This window comes from Streptomyces sp. NPDC059248, assembly GCF_042753905.1.
GTDB lineage: Bacteria > Actinomycetota > Actinomycetes > Streptomycetales > Streptomycetaceae > Streptomyces.
Genome location: NZ_JBHYZV010000028.1, coordinates 1 through 16,899 on the forward strand (window position 1 = coordinate 1; position 16,899 = coordinate 16,899).

The 16,899-nt window shown below is 74.4% G+C and carries 14 protein-coding genes; 5 read left to right on the forward strand and 9 right to left on the reverse strand.

The window, feature by feature from the left end:
• Positions 1-88 precede the first annotated feature (88 nt).
• The gene (locus ACFXG1_RS14400) at positions 89-1,012 is read right to left on the reverse strand and encodes an MBL fold metallo-hydrolase (protein WP_384742548.1); all 924 of its coding nucleotides are present in this window, start codon (positions 1,010-1,012) and stop codon (positions 89-91) included.
• A 268-nt stretch (positions 1,013-1,280) separates the two neighbouring features.
• Between ACFXG1_RS14400 and ACFXG1_RS14405 the strand changes: the two genes are divergently transcribed.
• Positions 1,281-2,852, forward strand: a complete 1,572-nt coding sequence (locus tag ACFXG1_RS14405; RefSeq protein WP_384742551.1) for an MFS transporter — start codon at positions 1,281-1,283, stop codon at positions 2,850-2,852.
• A 67-nt stretch (positions 2,853-2,919) separates the two neighbouring features.
• Positions 2,920-3,585 (forward strand): hemerythrin domain-containing protein, encoded by a 666-nt coding sequence (locus ACFXG1_RS14410; RefSeq protein ID WP_384724486.1) that lies wholly within the window; start codon positions 2,920-2,922, stop codon positions 3,583-3,585.
• A gap of 172 nt (positions 3,586-3,757) precedes the next feature.
• Here the strand turns inward: ACFXG1_RS14410 and ACFXG1_RS14415 are convergent, their stop codons facing one another.
• Together ACFXG1_RS14415 and ACFXG1_RS14420 are read right to left on the reverse strand one after the other, a co-directional pair.
• Positions 3,758-4,684, reverse strand: coding sequence for a zinc-binding dehydrogenase (locus tag ACFXG1_RS14415; protein ID WP_384742555.1), 927 nt, complete (start codon positions 4,682-4,684; stop codon positions 3,758-3,760).
• Positions 4,685-4,825: 141 nt separating this feature from the next.
• Positions 4,826-5,554, reverse strand: coding sequence for an SDR family NAD(P)-dependent oxidoreductase (locus tag ACFXG1_RS14420; RefSeq protein ID WP_384742558.1), 729 nt, complete (start codon positions 5,552-5,554; stop codon positions 4,826-4,828).
• Positions 5,555-5,761: 207 nt separating this feature from the next.
• On the opposite strand from ACFXG1_RS14420, the gene ACFXG1_RS14425 reads away from it, so the two are divergent.
• Positions 5,762-6,889: a phosphotransferase family protein gene (locus ACFXG1_RS14425; protein WP_384742561.1), complete on the forward strand. Its 1,128-nt coding sequence runs from the start codon at positions 5,762-5,764 to the stop codon at positions 6,887-6,889.
• Between the two features lie 186 nt (positions 6,890-7,075).
• On the opposite strand, the gene ACFXG1_RS14430 is transcribed toward ACFXG1_RS14425, so the two are convergent.
• The 4 genes from ACFXG1_RS14430 to ACFXG1_RS14445 form a co-directional block, all read right to left on the reverse strand.
• Positions 7,076-7,387, reverse strand: a complete 312-nt coding sequence (locus tag ACFXG1_RS14430) for an acyl carrier protein (RefSeq protein WP_384723858.1) — start codon at positions 7,385-7,387, stop codon at positions 7,076-7,078.
• 61 nt (positions 7,388-7,448) lie between these two features.
• Positions 7,449-8,729, reverse strand: coding sequence for a ketosynthase chain-length factor (locus ACFXG1_RS14435; RefSeq protein ID WP_384742564.1), 1,281 nt, complete (start codon positions 8,727-8,729; stop codon positions 7,449-7,451).
• Complete coding sequence (locus tag ACFXG1_RS14440) at positions 8,726-10,003, reverse strand: beta-ketoacyl-[acyl-carrier-protein] synthase family protein (protein ID WP_384742567.1); 1,278 nt, start codon at positions 10,001-10,003, stop codon at positions 8,726-8,728. Before ACFXG1_RS14440 ends, ACFXG1_RS14435 begins: the two co-directional genes overlap by 4 nt.
• 11 nt (positions 10,004-10,014) lie before the next feature.
• Positions 10,015-11,157: an acyltransferase domain-containing protein gene (locus ACFXG1_RS14445; RefSeq protein WP_384720193.1), complete on the reverse strand. Its 1,143-nt coding sequence runs from the start codon at positions 11,155-11,157 to the stop codon at positions 10,015-10,017.
• A gap of 310 nt (positions 11,158-11,467) precedes the next feature.
• Between ACFXG1_RS14445 and ACFXG1_RS14450 the strand changes: the two genes are divergently transcribed.
• Positions 11,468-14,161 (forward strand): 3-oxoacyl-[acyl-carrier-protein] synthase III C-terminal domain-containing protein, encoded by a 2,694-nt coding sequence (locus tag ACFXG1_RS14450; protein ID WP_384742570.1) that lies wholly within the window; start codon positions 11,468-11,470, stop codon positions 14,159-14,161.
• 17 nt (positions 14,162-14,178) lie between these two features.
• Here the strand turns inward: ACFXG1_RS14450 and ACFXG1_RS14455 are convergent, their stop codons facing one another.
• Positions 14,179-15,117, reverse strand: coding sequence for a GlxA family transcriptional regulator (locus ACFXG1_RS14455; RefSeq protein WP_384742675.1), 939 nt, complete (start codon positions 15,115-15,117; stop codon positions 14,179-14,181).
• Between the two features lie 188 nt (positions 15,118-15,305).
• Here ACFXG1_RS14455 and ACFXG1_RS14460 point away from each other — a divergent pair, with 188 nt between their 5' ends.
• Complete coding sequence (locus tag ACFXG1_RS14460; protein ID WP_384713851.1) at positions 15,306-15,701, forward strand: cupin domain-containing protein; 396 nt, start codon at positions 15,306-15,308, stop codon at positions 15,699-15,701.
• A gap of 92 nt (positions 15,702-15,793) precedes the next feature.
• Here the strand turns inward: ACFXG1_RS14460 and ACFXG1_RS14465 are convergent, their stop codons facing one another.
• Positions 15,794-16,867, reverse strand: a complete 1,074-nt coding sequence (locus ACFXG1_RS14465) for an LLM class flavin-dependent oxidoreductase (protein WP_384713854.1) — start codon at positions 16,865-16,867, stop codon at positions 15,794-15,796.
• Between the last annotated feature and the right edge of the window lie 32 nt (positions 16,868-16,899).

Below are 16,899 nucleotides of genomic sequence, written 5' to 3' on the forward strand. Positions count from 1 at the left end.
GCGTACCCCCTGGCCGGTACGACCGGTACGGGGAACCCGGGCCGGGGCCCGGACCGTCGTTCCGCGACGAGTCCGGGCCCCGGCCCTTTCAGGCGTGGCAGGCGATCGGCCGGCCGCCGTTGTAACGCGCCATCTCGGCGAAGACCGGCGCGGACCGGATCTCGGTACCGGGCGGCGCCCCGGACTCCTCGGCGTAGGCGCGGTGCAGATTGGCCACCAGGCGCTCGGGGTCGCGCAGCCCGGCGTGGTCGCCGAGGTCGGTCCGCAGCGCCGTTTCGAGGGGCGTGAGCCCGGCGGCCAGACCCCGGCGGGCGGCGGCCCGGACCAGCAGCAGATAGTCCCGGGTCGCGTCGAGCACCTCGGGGCCGGCCACCGGGCCGTGTCCGCCGACGACGGTCTCGGGTTCGAGGGCGCGCAGCCGTTCGACGGCCCGCAGGGTGCCGTCGAGCGACCCCATCAGGGCGAACGGCGTACAGCCCGGCATCAGGACGTCCCCGGCGAACAGGATCCGCCGGTCCGGGAGCCATGCCACGACGTCGCCGGTGGTGTGCGCGGTGCCGATGTGCAGCAGTTCGACGGTCAGGGCGCCGATACGGAGCACCGCCCGGTCGCGGAAGGTCAGCGTCGGCAGGGCGAGCCGGATATCGCCCCACTCCGTGCCGGGCCAGACGTCGCGCAGGGCGAGTCCGCGCCGGGCCATCTCGTACCGGGTGTTCTCGTGGGCCACGACCGTGGCGCCGGGGGCGACGACCGAGGTGCCGAAGTGGTGGTCCCCGTGGTGGTGGGTGAGGACGACCGTGCCCACCGGCCGCGGGGTGCGGGCGGCGACGGCGGCGCGCAGGGCGCGGGCGCGCCGTTCGGTGGCGGCGGTGTCCACGACGGCGACCGCGTCGTCGCCGATCAGGACGCCGGCGTTGTTCAGGCACCAGCCGCCGTCCGGCTGGACGTACGCGTACACACCGGGTGCCAGCTCGTCGAGTCGGGGCGGCGGCGGGGCGGGCGACGGGGGCATCGGGGCTCCTTCGGGCCTGCGGCGGGCCGACTGCCACGCCGGTTCCACGATCTGACGCCGCGTTGGAGCGCGGGACGTGGAGTGGTGGCCGGACGCACGAGAACCGTCGGGCGGCTTGCACCGGCCTCCTTTCTGGTGCATGCTGCTCCACAACTTCGGAACAACTTGCACCGAAGATTGGGCGCCGGGCAGTACCGGGCACCTCCGCCGGACCGCCCCGCACCACTGCCCCCGACTCCCTTCCCGACTCACCCGCAGGAGAGCTCCGGTGTCCGAACGATCCGTCAAGCGGTCCCGCCCCACCGGGACCGCGGTGCCCCCCGTCGACACGACGGCGGGCCCCGCGTCCCGCAAGGGGCTGGCACTGGCCGTGATCGCGATCGCCCAGCTGATGGTCGTCCTCGACGTCTCGATCGTGAATGTGGCGCTGCCGTCCATCCAGAACGCCCTCGACTTCTCGGCGACCGATCTGGAGTGGGTGGTCAACGCCTACGCCCTCGCCTTCGGCGGATTGCTGCTGCTCGGCGGGCGGATCGCGGACCTCTACGGTCAGCGCCGTACCTTCCTCGTCGGTGTCGCCGTCCTCACGGTGGCGTCCCTCCTCGGCGGTATGGCGACTCATCAGGGCTGGCTGATCGCCGCCCGAGCCGTCCAGGGCGTCTCCGGCGCGCTGGTCGCGCCCGCCGCCCTCGCCCTCATCGCCGGCACCTTCGCGGAGGGCGCGGAGCGGACCAGGGCGATGGGTGTCTACGCCGCCATGGGCGGCGCGGGCGGCGCGCTCGGCAATGTGCTCGGCGGTGTCTTCACCGACGCCCTGAGCTGGCGCTGGGTGCTCTTCGTCAATGTCCCCATCGGTGTCTTCCTGCTGTTCGCCGCGGTCCGGGCGTTCCCCGCCGAGCGGGTCACCGTCACCGACCGGCGGCTGGACCTGCCCGGCGCCGTGACCTCGACCGTCGGTATGTCCCTCGTCGTCTACGGGCTGATCCACGCGGCCACCGAGGACTGGGGCAGTACGGGCACCGTCGTCCCGCTCGCCGTCGGCGCCGCGCTGCTCGCCGCCTTCGTCGTCATCGAGGCGCGCAGCGAATCCCCCCTGATGCCGCTGGGCATCTTCCGCGACCGCAACCGGTCCGGCGCCTACGCGATCATGCTGGCGCTGGGCGCCGGAATGATCGTCCTGTTCTACTTCCTCACCCTCTTCATGCAGATCGTCCTCGGCTTCAGCCCGCTGCGGACCGGGTTCGCGTTCCTGCCGTTCGCCGTCGGCGCGGCCGTCTGCGCCACCATCAGCAGCCAGGTGCTGGGGCGGGTCGGCCCCCGGGTACTGCTCGCCACCGGTACGGCGCTGGCGGCCGTCGCCTTCTTCTGGTTCTCCCGGCTGGGCGCGGACGCCGGGTACACCGGCGATCTGCTCGGCCCGCTGGTCCTCGCCGGCGGCGGCGTCGGACTCTGCTTCGTACCGCTGACTCTGGCGGCGGTCGCGGGCGTGGACAAGGCCAGGTCCGGGGTGTCGTCGGCGCTGCTCAACGCCGGTCAGCAGGTGGGCGCCGCGCTCGGTCTCGCGGCGCTGGGGACGGTCGCCGTCGCCGCCGCCGAGGACCGGCTCACGGAGCTGATGGGCGCGGCCGCCGCCGCGTCGGCCGAGCACTACGGGCCCGCGGACGCGGCGAAGATGCCGCCGGACGTGAAGGCCGCCGTCTTCGACTCCCTCGCACACGGCTACGGCGTGGCGTTCCTGGTCACGGCCTTCGTCCTGCTCGGCGCGTTCCTGCTCGCCGTCACCGTGATCCGGGTCTCCGCCGAGGACGTCGCCGACGCCGAACCCGGTGTCGTGATCTGACCTCGGCCGTACGAGTCGACCGGGCCACCGCCTACGGCCCGGCACCGCCGAACACGAAAGGACCGCCATGAGCGGCAGCACGCGGCCGGGCCGTACGTCCGGCGTCGATCTGACCATGATGTACGCGATCCACCGCGCGCTGCGGCGGGATCTGGGCCTGCTGACGGCGGCCAGGCGACGGGACCCGGACGCCTTCCGTACCGGCTGGCGCCTGTTCACCCGGTATCTGACGATCCACCACATCGCCGAGGACGAGGCCCTGTGGCCCGTACTCAGGACCAAACTGGCGGACCGGGCCGGGGAACTCGCGCTCCTGCGCGCCATGGAGGCCGAGCACGTCCGGCTCGACCAGGTCGTGGCCAAGGTGGAGGAGGCGCTCGACGGCGGAGCCGGGGCAGCGGACGGGGACGGGGTGGTCCCGGCCGAGCTGATGGAGGACGTCGCCGCCTGTCTGACCGACCATCTCGACCACGAGGAGGCCCGGGCGCTGCCCCTCCTCGAATCCCTGCTCACGGCGGCCGAATGGCGGGGCTTCGTCTCGGGCCAGCGCCGTAGCGTCGGTCTCAGGGGCGCACCGACGTTCTTCCCGTGGCTGCTCGACGGTGTCGCCGACGACGACCGGCGGGCCGTGCTCGGTCTGCTGCCGGGCCCGCTGCGGCTGGTTTACGGCTCCGTATGGCGGCCGCGCTACGAACGGACGTCGCCCTGGCGGCGCTCGCCCGGGGGCCGCTGAGAGCCCCCTCCCCGCTCCGGTGCCGGACACATGAGTCCCCCGCAGGTGTCCGGCACCGGACGTTCCCGGCGCGTAGCGGCCCGGGAACACCCGCCGCCCCGGACCGTGCGGCACGGTCCGGGGCGGGTCGGCGTTCGGGCACCACGGCTCTCAGGGGTTCAGGACGGCGTCCTCACCGCAGCAGGACCGCCTTGCCGTTGATCCGGCGCTCGACCAGCCGGCGCAGCGCCGGCTCGGGATCCGTCCAGTCGCCGGTGTACGACACCTGGGGGTCGAGCCCGCCCTCGGCGACCAGCCGCAGCAGCGCCGCCAGATCACGGCCGACGGGCCTGCGGGCCATCTCGTCGAAGAGGTGCAGATAGCGCAGCCGGACACCGGGCCTGGCATTCCCCCAGTCGAAGGGCAGACTCAGATCCGTCCGCAGGGTGTTGCCGTAGCAGACGACCGTGCCGCGCGGCACCACCAGGCCGTACGCGCTCCGCAGCACATCGCCGCCGACGCTGTCGACGAGCACGTCGACGGGGCCGGTGGCGCGGGGCCCTTCGGCGTAGGTGGTGGCGGTGGCCGCACCGAGCCCGGGCAGGCCCTTCGTCCGCTCCGCGGAACCCGCCCAGGCCACCACTTCGGCGCCCGCGGCCCGCGCGAGCTGGACGGCGGCCCGGCCCACCCCGCCGCTGGCGCCGGTGACGAGGACCCGGCGGCCCAGTACGGACCCGGCGTGCCGCAGGGCGTACAACGCGGTGAGCCCGGCGACGGGGAGGGCCGCGGCGGCGGCCCACTCCACATCGTCGGGCAGCGGCGCCAGCCGGGTCGTGGCCAGCGCGACCCGCTCGCTCCAGCCGTCCTGTTCGGCGACGCCCGCCACCCGGGTGCCGGGCGGCGGGCCGCTGCCGTCGGCGGCGGCGCGCACCACGGTGCCCGCCACGTCGAAGCCGAGCCGGGAGCCGGGCGGCAGCACGGCCAGCAGCGACAGATCGCCGCGGTTCACGGAGACCGCCCTGACCTCCACGACGGCCTGATCGGGCCGGGGTTCGGGCTCGGGCACGGGGCTCGGCCGGAGCCGTAGGCCGCCGTCGTCGGGAGTGAGGTGTGCGAGCACGTGACTTCCCCTTCGGATGGTGGACGGAAGACGGGACCGGCGGCCGGGAGAGGCGTCCCCGCCCGCTCCACACGGCGCCGAAGCGCCGACGCGCCAGGGCCTCACGGCCTGATGGCGGCACAGCCCGAAGGCGTCACGGCGTCACCAGCGCACCGCGCCGTCGACGGGCAGCACCGCGCCGTTGACGTAACCGCTGCTCGCGGAGGCGAGGAAGACGGCGGCGGCGCCGACATCGGCGCCCGTGCCCGGCCGCCCCGTCGCCAGCGTGGCCGACAGCCGCGGCCACAGCCGCTCGTCGGCCATCAGGGCGCGGCCCTGGCCCTCGTCGATGAAGCCGGGCGCCAGACAGTTGACCGTGATGTCGTCGGCGGCCAGCTCCAGCGCGCATACCTCCGTGAAACGCTCCAGGGCGGCCTTGGAGGCACAGTAGGCCGCGGCGCCCGGCATGGCGCGCCGGCCCAGGATCGAGGAGACCGTGATGATCCGGCCGCCCCCGGCGTCCCGCAGATAGGGCACGGCCGCCCGCACGGTGTGGAAGACGCCCGTCAGATTGGTGTCGACGACGGCGGCCCAGTGGTCGTCGGAGAGCCCGGCCACCGGTCCCGGCCTGCTGACCCCGGCGTTGGCGACCACGACATGCGGGCCGCCGTACCGCGCGTTGACGGTCTTCATCAGGGCGTCGACGGACGCGGGCACGGTGACATCGGCCTCGACGGCGGCGATCCGCCGGTCCCCGTCCGGGGTCGGCTCCGGTAGGTTCCTGGCCGCGGCCACGACGACGGCGCCCGCGTCGGCCATGGCGTGTGCCACGGCCCTGCCGAGCCCCCGGGTCCCCCCGGTGACGACCACGGTCCTGCCTTCGAGATCCATCGCCCCTCCTCGGCTCGTGGGCCCGCGCGGGGCCCGCGCCGACGATGCTGCTCGCCCCCGCTGGCGCGCCAAGGGTGCCCCGCTGGAGGAGGGTCCCGGGCCGGGGCGCCCCAGCCGCCCTGGATCGCCGTCCGAGGAGCGGCGGTCAGACTCGGGGTCCGGCGGGCCCGGTGCCGAGGCCAGGCCCCCGCGGTGAAGGAGGCTCCCGTGCCCGTGCCCGTACAACGCGATCCGGAACGGACCCGCCGGGCGCTCGCCGCCTGGCTGACGGCGCGGGCTCCCGAGGCCGGCACGGTGGACGTCGGCCCGGTCCGGGTCCCCGGCACCGCCGGGTTCTCCGGAGAGATCCTGCTCTGCGACGCCGCGTGGGCCGACGGCAGCGTCGATCCCCTCGCGGTACGCGTGGCGCCCACCGGCCACCGCGTCCATCCCGACGACCGCTGGACCGAACAGGTCCGGCTGCACGAGATCCTGACCGGTACTCGTATCCGGGTCGCCCCGCTGCTCGGCCATGAGCCGGACGCCTCCGTCCTCGGGGCCCCGTTCCTGGTCATGCGGCGGGTGGAGGGACGGGTGCCCGCGGATCTCCCCTCGTACCACCGCGAGGGCTGGCTGGCCGAGCTGCCGCCGCGCCGCCGCCGCGCGGTCTGGCTCGGCGGGGTGGAGACACTCGCCGCGATCCACCACCTCGACCCGCTCACCGCCGGTCTCGGCTTCCTCGGCCAGCCGGTCACCGCACACGGCACGGGCGGCACGGACGGCGATCGGCTCACCGGGCAGCTCGCCGACTACGCCGCGCGCCTCCCCTTCTACGGCGCCGAACGCAACGAGGTCGCGGCCGCCGCCCTCGGCTGGCTCCGCGACCGGCTCCCCGGGAAGCCCGGGGAGCCCGGGGAGCCCGGGGAGCCCGGACCGACCCGGCTGCTGTGGGGCGACGCCAGGATCGGCAATATCGTGTACGCGGGTGAGACCCCGGCCGCCGTACTGGACTGGGAGATGGCGGGGCTCGGGGAACCGGAGTCGGATCTGGCGTGGTTCCTCCATCTGGACCGGCATCTGAGCGAGGGCATCGGCGCGCCGAGGCTCCCCGGGCTGCCGGACCGGGCGGAGACGGTGGCGTACTACGAGGAACTGACCGGCCGCCGGGTCGGGCGGCTGGAGTACTACGAGGTCTACGCCGCCTTCCGCTTCTGCGTCTTCACGGCCCGGGTGACGCGTCTGCTGACGGAGACCGGGATCCTGCCCCGCGCGTTGGACTTCCCCCTGCACCGCAACGCGACCCGGCTGCTCTCCCGCGTCCTCGCGGAACACGGCATACGGCATACGACCGGTTGAGCCGGGAACCCGCGTTGGCGCAGCTCGCCGCCGCGTGGGTGGCGCTGCGCGCCGGGGAAGGCGAGCCGATCGGCTCGGGCATCGCCGGCGGGATCCTGCGCGACCCGGCCGCCCTCACCACGCGCGAACGCGAGGCGGAGGACCGGGCCGGGGGCGCGGGTCCCGGCGGGGACCGTGAGCGTTGGGCTACGAGGCAGGTTCGGTCCGGCGGGTGGCCAGGGCGCGGTTCACCGCCGTGAGGAACTCGCGGGGCGTCGCCACCCCGTCCAGGTCGTCGTCGCCGATGTCCACGCCGAACTCCCGGGATATCCGTCCCGCCGTCTCCAGCAGCGCCAGGGAGTCGTAGCCGAGATCGGCGAAGTCCGCGTCGAGTACGTCGCCGTCGAGGTCGATCGACTCGTCCTCGCCGGCCGACTCGCGCATGATGCGGATGAGGTCCGCCACGGCCAGTGGGGCCGGTGGGGCCAGTTCGGCCGGGCCCGTACGGGTGTCGCTCATGGGGTGTCCTTTCGGCGGGTGCGTCGGATGGGGTGGAGGGACCGGGGCCGGCGGGCCGGGGTCATGGCGCGGAACGCCGTACGACGACGGCGGCGTTGAAACCGCCGCGGCCCCGCGCGACGACGAGCGCGCAGCGCAGATCGGCCCTGCGGGTCTCCCCGGTGACGAGGTCGATGTGATGGCCGCGACCGGGGCCCGGGACATTCGCGGTGTACGGGATCACCCCGTCCCGCAGGGCGAGCAGCGCGGTCGCCAGATCCAGCGACGCCCCGCCCGCGAAGAGCCGGCCCGTCATGCTCTTGGGGGCGGTCACCGGGACGCCGCCGGGGCCGAAGACCTCGGCGAGCGCGCGGGACTCCGCCCGGTCGAGTCCGGGTACCCCGGCCGCGTCGGCGAAGACCACGTCGATATCGGCGGGGAGCGCGTCCGCGTCGTGGAGCGCGCCCCGGACGGCCCGTACGAGCCCGGTCGCCCCGGGTGCCGTGGGGTCGGGCCCCGGGTCGAAGGTGGCGCGGTATCCGGCGATCTCGCCATAGATGCGGGCGCCGCGCCGGGCGGCGCTCGCGGCGTCCTCCAGGACGAGGAACGCGCCGCCCTCGCCGGGTACCTGGCCCGGCGCGCCGTCGGCGAACGGCAGATAGGCCCGGTCGGCACCCTCGTCGGCACCGGTGCCGGTGCCGGTGTTCATCGTGCCGGCGCTGAGCTGGCCGGCGAGACCCAGGGGGCAGAGCGCCCCGTCGACACCGCCGGTGAGCATGGCGGCCGTGCCCCGGCGGATCCGCCGCCGGGCCTCGCCGACGGCGTCGAGGCCGCCCGCCGCGTCGGTCACCAGGGTGGCGCTGGAGCCGCGCAGCCCGTGCCGGATGGAGATCTGACCGGTGTTGACGGCGTAGAACCAGGCGAAGGACTGGTACGCGCTGACGAACCGGCCGCCCTTGCTCCACAGGTTCTGCAGCTCGCGCTGGCCGAACTCGAATCCGCCCATGGTGGCGGCGGTCGCGACGCCCATGCCGTACGGGGGCAGCGCGGCCGGGTCGAGTCCGCTGTCGCGGAGCGCCTCGTCCGCGGTGAAGAGGGAGAGCCGGGTGTGGTGGTCGGTCTGCGGCAGGAGTCTGCCGGGGATGTGTTCGCCGGGGTCGAAGCCGGGGACCTCGCCCGCGAGCCGCAGCGGATAGCCGGCGGCGTCGTAGCGCGTGGTGGCGGCGATTCCGCCGCGGCCCTCCAGGGTGGCGGCCCAGTAGGCGTCGGTGCCGAGACCGTTGGGGGCGGCCACCCCGATCCCGGTGACGACGGCCCGTACGGTACCCGTACCCGTACCGGTACGGGTTTCGGTGGCGCTCATGCCGCCTCCCGGTCGTGCCGGGCCAGGACCACGGCGGTCTGGAAGCCGCCGAAGCCGCTGCCGACGCTCAGGACCGAGTCGACGCGCGTCTCCCGGGCCCGCAGGGGCACATAGTCAAGATCGCACTCGGGATCGGGTTCGTGGAGATTGGCCGTCGGCGGGATCAGGCCGTCGCGCATCGCGAGGACGCACGCCACCAGTTCCAGCGCCCCGATGGCGCCCAGCGAGTGGCCGATCATCGACTTCACCGAGCTGACGGGGGTGTCGTAGGCGTGCCGGCCGAGTGCCGTCTTGAAGGCGGCGGTCTCGTGCCGGTCGTTTTGTTTGGTGCTCGATCCGTGCGCGTTGACGTAGTCGAGCGCGTCGGGGGCGAGCCGGGCCTGCGCGAGGGCGGCGGTGATGGCGTCGGCCATCTCGGCGCCGTCGGCCCGCAGTCCGGTCATGTGATAGGCGTTGCAGCGCGTCCCGACCCCGGCGACCTCGGCGTAGATCCTCGCCCCGCGCCGCCGGGCGTGCTCCAGCTCCTCCAGTACGAGGACGGCGGCGCCTTCGCCGAGTACGAGTCCGTTGCGGGTCGCGTCGAAGGGGCGGGAGGCGTGCTCGGGGTCGTCGTTGCGGGGCGTCGTGGCCTTGATGGCGTCGAAGCACGCCAGGGTGATGGGCGAGATGGGCGCGTCGGTGCCGCCGCTGACGACGATGTCGGCGCTGCCCTCGCGGATCAGGTCGGCGCCGTGGCCGACGGCGTCGAGGCCGGAGGTGCAGCCGTCGGAGACCAGCGCCACCGGCCCCCGCGCGCCCACCAGCCGGGCCAGTTCGGCGGCGATGGAGCTGGGGACGAAGTGGTCGTAGAGGTGCGGTACGGCGTAGCGGTGGTCGACGAGCCACTCCGCTCCCCCGTCGCTGAGCACGGCGTACTCCCGTTCCATGCTCGTGGTGCAGCCCACGGCGTTGCCGAGGGCGACCCCGACCGCGGCGGCGCCGTCGGGATCGGCCGCGGGCAGGTCGAGACCGCTGTCCTCGACGGCCTCGCGGGCGGCGGCGACGGCGAACTGGGTGGCCCGGTCCATCCGCCGCGACTCCCGCGGGGTGAGCCCCGCGGCGATCGGGTCGAAGTCGCATTCGGCGGCGACCCTGGACCGGTAGGGAGCCGCGTCGAAGGACGAGATCGTGCGCGTGGCCGTACGGCCGTTCGAGATCAGCTCCCAGTACTCCTTGGTGCCCGGCCTGCCGGGCGCCACGGTGCCGATCCCCGTGACGACGATGCGTCGCTCCATGACATCCTCACTCACAGTCGGCGGGGTCCGGTGACCGGCCCCGGCCTGTCACGCTCGCAGTCCGGCCTGGAGCCGGGGTGGTGCGGTCCTGGGACCGCCGCGGCCGTCGCGGCCGGTGGTACGGGTGTGCCGCGCGGCAGCGGGTCCTCGGTCAGCAGCCCCTCCGCCAGCAGGTGTTCGACGGCGGCGCGGACGCTGTCGAGGTCCGTGCCGTCGCCGCGGGCCCTGGCCGGGAGCAGCGCGACGGCGGTCGAGCGGCCGGTGCCGACGGCGCGGTGGCGCCGGGCGAGCGCCGTGAGTCCCCGGCCGGGGCCGCACTCCAGCAGGACATGCCCGCCGGTGCCGAGAACGGCGTCGAGCGCGGGGCCGTAGAGGACGGGCGCCGCGGGCTGCCGGGCCCAGAAGGCCGGGTCGGCGGCCTCGGCCGCGGTGACCGCGCGGCCCGTGTAAGCGGAGTGCAGCGGCAGTCGCGGGGGCCGCAGCGGCAGCCGGGCGAGCGCGGGCAGGGCGGCGCGCGCGGCCGGGGCCAGGGCGGGGCTGTGGAAGGGGCTCAGGGCACGGGTGCGGCGGCAGGTGAATCCGGCCGCCCGCAGCCGGGTCTCGGTCGCGGCGAGCGGGTCGGCGGAGCCCGCGAGAACCACCTGGCGGGGCCCGTTGACGGCGCCGACGACGACATCGGCGTGGAGGAAGGGCTCCGTGTCGGCGGGGGTCGCGTACACGGCGAGCATGCCGCCCGCCGGTGCCGCCGCGATGTGCTCCACCCGGTCGGCCATGAGTCCCGCGGCCTCCTCCGGGGTGAAGACACCCGCGAGGGTGGCGGCGGCGATCTCCCCGACGCTGTGGCCGAGGAGGGCCGTGGGCCGTACGCCCCAGTCGAGCACCAGCCGGCCCAGGGCCCAGCCGACGACGAAGAGCAGGGGCTGCGCCCGGCGCACCCCGTCGGGTTCCTGGGCGGGAACGGGTGCGAGCAGATCGGCGCGGAGCGCGGCCCCTTCGGCGCCCCAGGCGTCGAGGACCCGGTCGACGAGACGGCGGAACGGCGGGTGGTCGCGGTAGAGCCCGGCGGCCATCAGGGGCTGTTGAGCGCCCTGGCCGGGAAATGTCAGCACCAGACCGCGCGGTACGGGGGCCGGTGGCGGGTTCTCCGGGCGCACTGCTGCCTCCTTCGGAGGGGACGGGGTGTCCGCGGCAGCGTCGCACCGCGGTCTGGGAGCGGCCTGGAGGACGGACGGCGCGACCTCCCGGACACATCTACTGGCGCCCCTCCTCCACCGGGCCTCCACCCCGCTCCCAAGCCTTGTTTCGACACTGGGTGGCGGCCGAGGCGGCGCGACCCGCTGTTCGGCCGAGCGCGCGCCCCGCACACCGGCCGCCGGGACACGGTCATCACACCGTCGCCCGGCGGCCGTCCATATGGGCCCGGCAGGAGCCCCGGGGCGTCCGGACGACGAGAGGTACCGGCAGATGAGGTTCGACGACGTGTACATCGGCGCGGCGGCGGTCCACGTACCCGGCCGGATCGCGGTCGCGGACGCCGTGGCGGACGGGCTGTTCGACGCCCGGCTGGCCGGGCGGACGGATCTGCTCTCCGTGGCCGTGTCGAACGGCGAATCGCCGCCCGAGATGGCGGCCCGGGCCGCCGTCTCGGCGCTCCGGCGGTCCGGCACCGCGCCGCAGGACATCGATCTGATCCTGCACGCCGACGTCTACTACCAGGGCCACGACCTGTGGGCCCCGGCCTCGTACATCCAGCGCGTCGCGGTCGGCAACCGGTGCCCCGCGATCGAGATACGCCAGCTCTCCAACGGCGGCATGGCGGCGCTGGAGCTGGCCGCGTGCGCGCTCACCGGCGGGGCCGGGGGCGAGAGCGCCCTGCTGACCACGGGCGACCGGTTCTGCGCCCCCGGCTTCGACCGGTGGCACAGCGACCCGGGCACGGTGTACGGCGACGCCGGTACGGCGCTGGTGCTCTCCCGGCGCCCCGGCTTCGCCAGGCTGCGCAGCCTGGCGACGGTCTCCGAACCGGAGCTGGAGGCGATGCACCGGGGGCACGACCCTTTCGGTACGGCCCCGTTCGCGGTCCGGCGGCCGATGGACCTGCAGGCGACCAAGCGCGCCTTCGTCGACGACGTGGGGATCTCCTACAGCGTCGCCCGGGTCGGCGCGGGCGAGGCCGAGGCGCTGAAACGGGCCCTGAGCGACGCCGACGTAGAGCTGTCGGACGTCGACTGGTTCGTGCTGCCGCACTTCGGGCTCCGCAGACTCAGCCGTACATATCTCCGGACCTGGGGCATCGCCCCCGAGGTCACCACCTGGCCGTTCGGCAGGACCGTGGGACACCTGGGCGCGGGCGACCAGTTCGCGGGGCTCGCGCACCTCGTGGACAGCGGTCTGGCCCGGCCGGGCCGGCTGGTGCTGCTCACCGGGGTCGGCGCCGGGTTCACCTGGTCCAGCGCCGTGGTGGAGATCGAGCACGCGGCGCCCCCGACGACCGACGCACCGGTCACGATCGCGGCACCGCCCACGACCGAAGCGCCACTCACGACCGACGCACCGCCCACGACCGACGCACCGCTCACGATCGCGGCGCCGCCCCCGGGCCCTCGGGTGACCCCGCTGGTGCCGTACCCCCGCAGCGACGACATCCGACCGTCCCGTAGCGACACAGCAGGAGGCCGCCCAGTGGTACGAGAACAGCACCGCGCCGATGTGGTGATCGTCGGCAGTGGATACGGAGGCGCGATCGCCGCCCTGCGGCTGGCGGAGGCCGGGGTGGACGCGGTCCTGCTGGAGCGCGGACGGCGCTGGCCGGTCGACGGCTCGGGCACCACCTTCGCCACCCAGGCCGCGCCGGACGGCAGGGCCGCGTGGCTCAGCCGTACCTCCCCGCTCACCGACGCCGAGCTGGACGTCTACTGCGGCGTCCTCGAATTCGTGCCCGGCGACGGGATGAACCTGCTCGCCGGGGCCGGGGTCGGCGGCGCGTCCCTGGCCTCGAACGGCACGATGTGCCTGCCGTCGGAGGAGCTGTTCGCCCATACCCTCGGCGATGTCCTCGACTACCGGGAGATGGTCGAGCGGTGGTATCCCGAGGCCCGGGAGCTGATCGGCTGCGCGCCGATCCCGGACGACGTCTACGAGTCCCCGTTCTACCGCTCCGCGCGCTCCTTCGCCGACCAGCTGGACCGGGCCGGGATCCCGTGGAGCAAGGTGGATCTGGCCGTCGACTGGGACGCCGTACGGGAGGAGATGACCGGGGCCCGGGTGCGCTCCCATGTCGACGGGCTCAATGTGTTCGGCGTCAACAGCGGCGCCCAGCTCAGTCTGGACCGCACCCTGCTGGCCCGCGCCGAGGCGTCGGGGCGGCTCGACGTCCGGCCGCTCAGTACGGTGACGGCGGTACGCGCGGCGGACGGCGACGGCTACCACATCGACTACGACCGCATCGACGAGCGGGGCGACGTCCTCGGCCGCCACCGTGTCACCACGCCCCGGCTGGTCCTGGCGGCGGGCACCCTGGGCACCAACCGGATCCTGCTGCGGGCCCGCGCCACCGGCGCCCTGCCAGGACTCGACGCCGCCGTCGGCAGCCGCGTCGGCAACAGTGAGGTCATCACGGCCAGAACGGGCATGGCGGAGAACAACCCCCGCCAGGGCGGACCGTGCGCCATCATCGCCCAGGACGCGAAGGAGGACCCGGCCAGGCCGGTGTCCCTGCTCAACTTCCCCTGGCCCGAAGCCCCGGAGGGCGAGGGCTGGATCACGACCATCGGCTCCGTGCCCGCGCCCGCGCTCGGCGTCTTCCGCTACGACCGCGCCCACGACGACATCGTGCTGCACTGGCCCGTCGACGACCCCGCGTTCGCCGGGGCGCGGGCCGCGATCACCCGCACCCTGGACCGGCTCGACGAGGCCAACCCGGGCAGCCGTACGGCGTTCAGCAGGATCGGCACCACCGGCGGCAACGTACTCGGCGGTGTCCCCCTGGGCACGGTCACCGACGACGCCGGGCGGGTCACCGGACATCGCGGCCTGTATGTGATCGACGGATCCCTGCTCCCGGGCACCGGGGTCCCGCCCGCCCTGACGGTCGCCGCCGTCGCGGCCCGCGCGGCCTCGTATCTGGTCCGCGACATCACCGGCGCCGGCGCCGGCTGACCCCGCGCCGCCCGGCGTTACGCGCTCCCGGGGCCGAATCTGCGCCGGTACGCCGACGGCGCGAGCCCCGTCTCACGGCGCATCACAGTCCGCAGATGGGCGGCCGTGCCGAGACCGCTGCGCCGGGCGACCGTCTCCAGGCGGGCCTCGCCGCGTTCGATCAGCCGGCAGGCGAGCGCGACACGTTCCCGTACGAGCCACGCCAGCGGTGTCGTCCCCAGCTCCGCCCGGAACCTGCGGTGCAGCGTCGCCGCGCTGACCGCGGCCCGCCCGGCCAGGTCGGCGACCGTCAGGGGGGCGTCCAGCCGCTCCAGCGCCCAGGCCAGGACCGGCGCGAGTGACGCGTCGGGGACATCGGGCACGGGACGCTCGACGAACTGGCGCTGTCCGCCGTCCCGGTGCGCCGCGAAGACGAGCCTTCGGCTGACGGAGTTGGCGATCTCCGCGCCGTGGTCCCGGCGGACGATGTACAGCCCGAGGTCGAGGGCGGCGGCGCTGCCCGCGGCGGTGAGGATGTCGCCGTCGTCGACGAACAGCACGTCCTCTTCGAGCCGGACGGCGGGAAACCTGACCCGGAAGGCGCCGGCCCACTGCCAGTGTGCGGTGGCCCGGCGCCCGTCCAGCACCCCCGCCTCGGCGAGGGTGAAGGCACCGCTGCAGAACCCGACCAGGCGCGCGCCGCGCGCGTGCGCCCGGCGGACGGCGTCGAGCACGGCCGGACGGCGGGGTACCTCCACATCGGGCCGGTTGGGGACGATCAGGGTGTCCGCCGTGTCGGCGGCCTCCAGGCCCGCGACTCCCCCGAGGGTGAAGAAGCCGTCCCGCATCGCCGTGCGCGGGCGGGGCGAGCAGAGGCGGAAGTCGTACAGCTCCCGGCCGATCTCGGGCCTGCGCAGCCCGAAGACCTCGGTGGCGCAGCCGAGTTCGAAGGGGTTCGAGTTCTCGTCCACGATCACGACGACGCGGTGGGGCGCGTCCGCGCGTACCGAGTCGTCGGGGCGGACCGGGTGATCGGCGCGGACGTGGTGATCCGGGTGATCCGGGCGGGCCGGGTGATCCAGGCTCACCCGGTGCGAGGAATCTTGCGGCATATGCGATTTCTAGCACTCACGGAGTCCGGGCCCCAGCGGTGATGATCACCGTTATGACCCATGAACCCATTCTGCTCGCCGATGCCCTGGACTCCTTCGACGCCTTGTGGAGCCCCCGGATCGTCACGCGCGTCAACGACTACGACGTACGGATCACCAAGGTCGAGGGCGAGCATCTCTGGCACGTCCACGACGACACCGACGAGTTCTTCATGGTGCTCGACGGGGAGTTCCTGATCGCCTTGCGCGAGCCGGCCGGGGAGCGCACGGTACGGCTGCCCCGGGGCGCGGTCTTCACCGTCCCGCGGGGTACGGAGCACAAGCCGTCCGCCCCCGGTGGCGCGTCGATCCTCCTGTTCGAGCCCACGGGTACGTCGACCGTCGGCGACCGGCACGAGGCGGTCCCCGATCATGTCGACGAGACCACGGGCCACGCGCTCGATATCTGAGGGGCCCGCCCCGGCCCGTACGGGCGGTGTGCGCGTACGGGCCGGGGCCCGGCTGGTCCCCGGCCCAGGCCCCGGCCCGTACCACCGGCGGATCAGTCCGCGGTCCCCGCGGGGTCGCGGAAGTGCGGCAGGACGCCCTCGGCGAAGAGGCGCATCGTGCGCTCCGACTCCTCGTAGGGGGGATTGCCGGAGATCACCTGGAGGCTGACCGTGATGTCGCCGAACCAGTCGCGGATGGCCCGCAGACGGGCCACGACCTCCTCCGGGGTGCCGACGAGCGTCTTGTTCTCGGCCAGCGACCGGTCGAAGTCGGCGCGGGCGATGTTCTCCACGACCTTCTCGTAACCGGCGTAGCCCGTGCTGCGGCGTTCGGCCCAGGAGGCGACGGCGTCCCGCATCACGGAGTTGGCGCGCCGCGCGTACTCCCGCCCCTTGGCCCTGGCCTCGTCCGGGTCGTCGCTGAGATAGCAGCCGTAGCTCATATGGACCTCGCCCTCGCCCGGGTGGCCCGCCTCGGCCCACGCCTTGCGGTACAGGCCGAGCATCTCCTGGACGGTCTCCCGCTTGTTGATGGAGGGGACCATCATCAGACCGTGTCCCTCGCGGCCCGCCTGTTCGCAGGAGGAGGGTGTCTTCGCGGTGGCGACCAGGATCGGCGGGTGGGGGCGCTGGTACGGCCGGGGCAGCAGGGTGACCGGCCCGAAGGAGTGGAAGGTGCCGTCCCAGACGACGTCCTCCTCGGTCCACAGCCGCCGGCAGGCGAGGACGCCCTCGTCGAACCGGGCCCTGCTCTCGTCGAGGTCGACGCCGAACGCGTCGAACTCGTCGGGCAGGAAGGCCCGTCCGAAGCCGACCCGCAGCCGGCCGCGGGAGATGTTGTCGAGCATGGCCAGCTTCCCGGCCAGCTTGACCGGATGGGTGAAGGCGGGGATCACCGCGCCCGTGACCAGCTGGATCCGCCGGGTCCTGGCCGCCGCGGCGGCCAGGAATGTCACGGGGTCGGGGCAGTAGCCGCCGTACTGGAAGAAGTAGTGCTCCACCGTCTTCACATGGTCGAAGCCGAGCTCCTCGGCGCGTTCGACCAGGCGCAGGCTCTCCTCGTAGTAGTCGGCGGCGTCCTTGTCGCCGGGGCCGACGGTGGGGAAGAAGTTGATACCGAATTCCATACATGGCTCCCGGAGGGGCGACTCGGAGTGGG

Coding starts and splice junctions, on each gene's coding strand:
- ACFXG1_RS14440 (WP_384742567.1), bottom strand. CDS start 10,003: ATGGAGCGACGCATCGTCGTCACGGGGATCGGCACCGTGGCGCCCGGC.
- ACFXG1_RS14420 (WP_384742558.1), bottom strand. CDS start 5,554: ATGGATCTCGAAGGCAGGACCGTGGTCGTCACCGGGGGGACCCGGGGG.
- ACFXG1_RS14450 (WP_384742570.1), top strand. CDS start 11,468: ATGAGGTTCGACGACGTGTACATCGGCGCGGCGGCGGTCCACGTACCC.
- ACFXG1_RS14460 (WP_384713851.1), top strand. CDS start 15,306: ATGACCCATGAACCCATTCTGCTCGCCGATGCCCTGGACTCCTTCGAC.
- ACFXG1_RS14430 (WP_384723858.1), bottom strand. CDS start 7,387: ATGAGCGACACCCGTACGGGCCCGGCCGAACTGGCCCCACCGGCCCCA.
- ACFXG1_RS14435 (WP_384742564.1), bottom strand. CDS start 8,729: ATGAGCGCCACCGAAACCCGTACCGGTACGGGTACGGGTACCGTACGG.
- ACFXG1_RS14400 (WP_384742548.1), bottom strand. CDS start 1,012: ATGCCCCCGTCGCCCGCCCCGCCGCCGCCCCGACTCGACGAGCTGGCA.
- ACFXG1_RS14465 (WP_384713854.1), bottom strand. CDS start 16,867: ATGGAATTCGGTATCAACTTCTTCCCCACCGTCGGCCCCGGCGACAAG.
- ACFXG1_RS14410 (WP_384724486.1), top strand. CDS start 2,920: ATGAGCGGCAGCACGCGGCCGGGCCGTACGTCCGGCGTCGATCTGACC.